3 protein-coding genes are annotated in these 3,874 nt (G+C 34.0%); all 3 read left to right on the forward strand.

Annotation, left to right across the window (positions count from 1 at the left end; all coding sequences use genetic code 11):
* Positions 1-311: 311 nt before the first annotated feature.
* Entirely contained in the window at positions 312-1,205 is an 894-nt protein-coding gene (locus tag GSA01S_RS09555; RefSeq protein ID WP_066126983.1) for a ZinT/AdcA family metal-binding protein, read from the forward strand.
* 271 nt (positions 1,206-1,476) lie between these two features.
* Entirely contained in the window at positions 1,477-3,225 is a 1,749-nt protein-coding gene (locus GSA01S_RS09560) for a M3 family oligoendopeptidase (RefSeq protein ID WP_066126986.1), read from the forward strand.
* Positions 3,218-3,724: a GNAT family N-acetyltransferase gene (locus GSA01S_RS09565; RefSeq protein WP_066126989.1), complete on the forward strand. Its 507-nt coding sequence runs from the start codon at positions 3,218-3,220 to the stop codon at positions 3,722-3,724. The genes GSA01S_RS09560 and GSA01S_RS09565 overlap by 8 nt, the downstream gene beginning before the upstream one ends.
* The last annotated feature ends 150 nt before the right edge of the window (positions 3,725-3,874 follow it).

Genomic DNA, 3,874 nt, shown 5'->3' on the forward strand with positions numbered 1-3,874 from the left:
CAAAGTTTATGCCCAGCCCCCTTGCGCTGCTAATGAATAAGCACTGAATTTTTTAGATTTATGTTCAATCTTATTAAGACACAGAGTTTGAGGCCACTCACCCCCTGTGCTATTAATTAACGAACAATAATCTTAACTAAATTTTCCAAATTTTTGACCACCCTCAATGGTCAGTTAATGATTTATTTAAACGAGAGAACGAATTCAAAAAATGTTAATTAAAAGAAATAATTACGATTTGTCTTGACAGATCGTTTTTATTATCATAAAATCTAAAAAGTAATAATTACATTATTTGAGGAGGAATTATTTTGAAGAAAAAGTTAATGAGTAGCATGTTAATCTTATCATTAGTAGCAGGTGTTGAATTAATGCATCATCCAGCATTGACGATTAGAGCAGAAGAAAATAGTTCGCAAATGTCCGAGGAAGAAGAACATCACGACCACGATCATGACCATGATCACGAGCACGACCACGATCATGAATTTGAATTTGATGCTTCAGCTGTTGTAGCAAAAGAAGGTGACGCTTATATTTTAATTCATGGCGACCATTATCACAAAATAGATGCTAGTGAATTAACCGAGGCACAAATTAAAGCCGCCGATGAACAGTTAGTTGCTCATCCTGAATTAGCAGAAGAATATGAGCAGAAGCAAAATATTTATAACGGATATTTTGAAGATGATCAAGTTGAAGATCGTACTTTAGAAGATTGGGCAGGTGAATGGCAATCTGTATTACCATATTTAGAAGATGGTACCTTAACACCAGTAATGGAGATGAAGGCACGTAAAGAGGGTGCTACCATGTCGGCTGAAGAATATACAGATTATTACCAAACAGGATATACAACGGACGTTGAAAAAATTGTTATCAAAGATAATCAAATGAGTTTTACCACTGGTGATAAAACAGTAACAGGTACTTATAAATATGATGGCTATAAAATACTTACTTATGAGAAAGGAAATCGTGGAGTTCGTTATTTATTTACTAAAGAATCTGGCGATGAAGAAGCACCACAATCTATCCAATTTTCTGACCATAACATTAGTCCAACGCCAGACTTAACTCATTATCATATTTATATGGCTGACATCAGTCATGATGAGTTGCTAGAAGAGATGGATAATTGGCCAACATTTTATCCTGCAGATTGGAATGCCGGACAAATTTTAGCGGATCAATTAAATCATTAAAATTAATGAATCATTAGGAACATATAACGGTTGATGATTACATTGGATTAACTAAATGGGAGTAGGCAGACGAAGCGAAAATCATTCAATTTTTTACTTACGGACAACTTTCAACTGTACGGGGGTGACCAGACGAAACGAAAATCATACGATTTTCTACTTCTGGCCAACTCCCGTTTTTAATCATTAACTAAGTAAAATAATTCTAAAAAATGTTTTTTCTTTCAAAAAAATGTATAATAGAACTAAACTTTTTTGAAGGAGTGATTGAATGAACGGCCAATGGTCATTAAAAGAATTATATTTAGGCTATGATACACCTGAATACCAATCAGATTATACAAAACTTGAGGAAACACTCAACCAATTGTCTAATATGGAATTAACAGATAATTTATCGACAATTAAAAAGGTCATTGATTTATTAGAGATTCAATCTGATTTAACACGTAAACTTTATGCCTTTTCAAGTTTGCAATTATCAACTAACACGACGCATGAACCAAGTTTGACAGCTATCGCAAAACTAAGAAAATTGCTGTCAAATCATGCCAAAACCAATGCGCGTATCGATAAGTTTTTAGGTAATATTGAAACGGATATTGCTCAAGATGAAAAATTGGCACAGTATCAATTTTTATTTGCAGAACTAAAACAACAAGCCACTCATTTATTATCAGATGAAGTTGAAGAAGTTATTGCGACAATGAATTTGAGTGCTGGACAGTCTTGGAGTCAATTACAAAGCTTTTTAACCTCAACGGTTGAAACGGAATTTAATGGTGAAAGTTTGACATTAAGTGATATTCGTAATTTAGCTTATGCAGATGATTCAGCGACACGTAAAGCGGCTTATGAAGCGGAATTAGCGATGTATGAATCAATTAAAGAACCAGTTGCTTTTGCACTTAATAATATTAAATCACAGGTCAATGATATTTCTCGTTTAAGAGGTTATGAGAGTGCATTAGAGGTGACTTTGGAACAATCTCGTATGTCAAAAGCGACTTTAGATGCTTTAATCGCTGCTATCAAAGATGCTTTACCTTCTTTCCAAAAATATTTTAAACATAAAGCAAGTTTATTAGGTTATGCAAATGGTTTACCATTTTATGAATTATTTGCTCCGATTGGGGAATCAGTTGCTAAGAAATTTACGGTTGATGAAATGAAAGAGTATTTAGTTGAGCATTTTAATAAATTTGCACCTGATTTGGCTGATTTGACATCTGAAGTTTTCGATAAAGAATATGTTGATTTATTCCCACGTAAAGGAAAAGTAGGCGGCGCCTTTTGTTCGAATTTAACTCCAATTAAACAATCACGTATTTTAATGAACTTTGACGGTAATTTACGTAATGTCGTCACCATGGCGCATGAATTAGGTCATGCTTATCATGGATCGATTATTCAAGAACATTTACCATTAAATCGTTCTTATACGATGCCAGTGGCAGAAACGGCTTCTACTTTTAATGAAAACATCATTATGAACACCGTTATCGCTGAAGCGAATGATAAGGAAAAAATCGGTTTATTGGAATCATTAATTAGTGATGTAGCGCAAATTGTAGTCGATATTTTATCCCGCTATATCTTCGAGACGACTGTTTTTGAAAAACGTCATGATTCATTTTTATTCTCAAAAGATTTAGAAGCGATTATGTTGGAAGCTCAAGATCAATCATATGGTGAAGGTTTAGACCCTGATTTCCGTCATCCATTTATGTGGTTATGTAAAGGACACTATTATTCAACCGGTTTAAGTTATTATAATTTCCCATATGCCTTTGGGGGATTATTTGCGAAAGGTCTTTATGTGCAATATCAAAATGAACCGACTGGCTTTGTTGAAAAGTATCGTGAGATGCTTTATGCTACAACCGTTGGGACTGTTGAAGAGACCGCAGCTAAAATGGGTATCGATGTGACAACCAAAGATTTCTGGGCATCAGCTCTAAAAGAATATGAAAACATGATTGAAGAGTTTATTCAATTGACAAGTGATACCAATGATTAGAAAATGTGAAGTTAAAGACTTACCTAATCTAAGAGAAGTTGCGATTGCAACCTACAGGGATACCTTTCATCAAAATACTTCTGATGAAAATTTAGCGCTTTATTTTAAAGAAGCATATAATTTAGACACTTTAAAACAAGAACTAGAAAATCCTTTATCGGAAGTTTATTTATTAGAATCAGATGGAGAGATTGTTGCTTATTTAAAACTTAATATTGAAGATGCTCAAACGGAACCAATGGGTGAAGAAACGTTAGAAGTACAAAGAATATATGTTTTAAAGGAACATAAACGCAATGGTTACGGTAAACAATTAATGCAATTAGCTGAAACAAGAGCCCGTGCTTTAGGTAAAAAGAGCATTTGGTTGGGCGTTTGGGAACATAATGAAGCGGCTAAAGCATTTTATCAAAACCATGGCTTTGAACATGTAGGAGAACATCGCTTTTTAGCTGGTAATCAAGTTGATATTGATTGGATTATGCTTAAACACCTTTAATAATGATGTTTTGATAGAATACAAATAACAAAAAGCAGAAAATAGTATCTGGGAGTAGACCAAAAGTTGAAAATTGAACAATTTTCGCTTCGTTGGTCTTCCCCCGCACAGTTGGGAGTGGACCAGAAGTTGAAAAGGGAATGATTTTCA

The organism is Globicatella sanguinis NBRC 15551 (assembly GCF_001552295.1).
Taxonomy (GTDB): Bacteria; Bacillota; Bacilli; order Lactobacillales; family Aerococcaceae; genus Globicatella; species Globicatella sanguinis.

Excerpts from the sequence above, each read along its gene's own strand:
- GSA01S_RS09560 (WP_066126986.1), top strand. The coding sequence starts at position 1,477 with ATGAACGGCCAATGGTCATTAAAAGAATTATATTTAGGCTATGATACA.
- GSA01S_RS09565 (WP_066126989.1), top strand. The coding sequence starts at position 3,218 with ATGATTAGAAAATGTGAAGTTAAAGACTTACCTAATCTAAGAGAAGTT.